Origin of the sequence: Kitasatospora sp. NPDC057198 (assembly GCF_042670125.1) — a bacterium.
GTDB lineage: Bacteria > Actinomycetota > Actinomycetes > Streptomycetales > Streptomycetaceae > Kitasatospora.
Genome location: NZ_JBHUWH010000766.1, coordinates 1 through 2,257 on the forward strand (window position 1 = coordinate 1; position 2,257 = coordinate 2,257).

The window sequence follows — 2,257 nt, forward strand, 5'->3', positions numbered from 1 at the left end:
CGGTCAGCTCGTCCCCGGCGAAGGCGCTGTCGCACACCGCCAGGTCCCAGCCCCGGCCGGCGTGCTCGGCGGCGCGGAACTCGCGGGGCGAGACGGCGGTGCGCACGTGTGCGGCGCCGCGGGCGCGCAGGGCCTCGGCGGTGGCCGCCGCGGCGGCGGCGTCCCGGTCTCCGACCAGCAGGTGGGCCCCGGCGAGCGGGGCCCCGGCGTCAGGGTCGGCGGGGCGCCGGTCGTCGCCCGTCCCCCTGGAGGATGCTTGGAACATGCAACCGACTCTGCTCCGGCCGCGGGGGCCGCGACCACGGTCGGGAGACCCGGATCAAGTGGCTTTGGTCCTGGTTCACCCGGTGTGCTCCCGGAAAGACCCCGCCCGGTGCGCGGCCGCTTCGGCGAAGGCCCGGACGAACGGGTGCGGGCCCTCGTGCTCCGGGGACAGCTCCGGCTGGAACAGCGTCGCCAGCCAGAACGGGTGGGACGGCAGCTCGGCGACCCGGACGGCACCGTCCGGATCGTGCCCGGTGAACCGCATCCCGTGCGCCCGCAGCGCCTCCAGGTAGCCGGGGGCCAGCGTGTAGCCGCAGTTGTAGCGGGCGGTGGCCCGGTCCGCGCCCAGCAGCCGGTGCGCGGCCGAGCCGGGGGAGAGCCGGATCCCGCCCTCCTGCAGGTACAGCGAGCAGGACAGCGGTACGATCACCAACTCCCCGGCGTCGGGCTGCTGTTCGGCGTGCGCGGCACCGGCGATGCCGCACGCGTGCCGGGCGAACTCCAGCACCGCGTGCTGGAACCCGCCGCACGTCCCGAGGAACGGCACCCCCCGCTCCCGGGCCGTCCGGGCCGCCGCCACCGCCCCCGCCTCGCTGCGGTACGGGCTGCCCGGCACCAGCCAGATCCCGTCGAACTCCGCCAGTTCCTCCGCGTCCACCTCCGCCGTCCCCACCCAGTACGGCTCGACGGCCGGCCCGCCCGCGTCCAGCAGCGCGGCCAGCATCCGCGGCCCCCGCAGGTGCGCCGGGACGTGCGGGGAACGGTCGCCGACCAGGGCGATCCGGGCGGTGCGGGTGCCCCGGGGGCTGCAAGCGGTGCTCTCGGTGCTCTTCACGGTCTTCGTGGTCTCCATGGCCAGCCATCCTGGCCGCGCCCCGCCGGGCGGTCCAACGCGCGTTCCTGCTGGCCGATCAGCGCCGCTGATCGGCCCGTCCGGCCGGGGCCGCACACTGGTGGGCGTGGATTCGCACCTGCTCAGGACGCTCGTCACCGTCGCCCGGCTCGGCTCGTTCTCCGCGGCCGCCCTGGAACTCGGCTACACCCAGTCCGCGGTGTCGCAGCAGATCGCCGCGCTCGAGGGCGAGTTGGGCGCGCCGCTGCTGCACCGGCGGCCGGTCGGGCCGACCGCGGCCGGGGAGCGGATGATCGAGCACGCCCGGCTGCTGCTGGAGCGGATGGACGCCGCCCGGGCCGACGTCCGCCGGCTCTCCCTGCCCGAGCGGCCCGAACTCGTGGTCGCCGCCTCCCCGTTGGGACTGGACGCCGCGGTCGCCCGAGCCCTCGCCCGGGTGCGGGAGGCGGAACCGCGGCTGAAGGTCAAGATCCGGGTGCTGTCGCGGCGGGCGGTGGCCGTCGAGGTCGCGGCGGGCCGCTGCGCGATCGGCGTCACCGACGGCTACTGCGCCCCCGGTGGGCCGCTGGCGCTGGGCGACCTCGGGCCGGTCCGGCAGGCCGGACTGGGGGAGGAGCCGTGCGCGGTGCTCTGCCCGGCCGGGCACCCGCTGCGCCGCCGGGCGGCCGTCGACCTCGACCGGCTCGCCGACGCGTCCTGGCTCGACGCCTCCGGCATCGCCGCCCCGCTGGCCGACCTGCGGGCCCTGACCGGCGGCGCCTTCCCGGCCGCCACCGGCTACCAGGGCCAGGACGCGGCCGCACTGCTCGCCCTGTGCGCGGCGGGCCACGGCCTCGCGGTGCTGCCGCGCTCCCTCGCCGCGAGCGCCGGGACGGCGGCCGGGCCGACGGCCGGTGCGGCGTCCGGGGTGCCGGCCGGGACGGTGGCCCTGCCGGTGCGCGCGCCCCGCCTGGTGCACCGCCGGGAGGCGCTCTTCACCCCGGCCCTGGACGGCCCGGCCCGGGCGTTCCTGGACGCGCTGCCGCGCGGGGCGTGAGGGCCGTCGGAGCGGGGGGCGTCGCTGTGCTCCACCGCGGGCCGCCGGGGGCATGCGGTGTCCGGGAACGCGGAGGCCCCCGGCCGCTGCCGCCGGGTGGGGCC

Annotated in this window: 3 protein-coding genes; 1 reads left to right on the forward strand and 2 read right to left on the reverse strand. The window is 78.6% G+C overall.

Features of this window, described 5'->3' with window-relative positions:
• Positions 1–265: hypothetical protein (locus ACFUEL_RS38785; RefSeq protein WP_380242773.1), on the reverse strand; the 265-nt coding region annotated here is incomplete at its 3' end.
• A 75-nt stretch (positions 266–340) separates the two neighbouring features.
• Complete coding sequence (locus ACFUEL_RS38790) at positions 341–1,117, reverse strand: hypothetical protein (RefSeq protein ID WP_380242775.1); 777 nt, start codon at positions 1,115–1,117, stop codon at positions 341–343.
• 106 nt (positions 1,118–1,223) lie between these two features.
• On the opposite strand from ACFUEL_RS38790, the gene ACFUEL_RS38795 reads away from it, so the two are divergent.
• Positions 1,224–2,153: a LysR family transcriptional regulator gene (locus ACFUEL_RS38795; protein WP_380242777.1), complete on the forward strand. Its 930-nt coding sequence runs from the start codon at positions 1,224–1,226 to the stop codon at positions 2,151–2,153.
• Positions 2,154–2,257 lie beyond the last annotated feature (104 nt).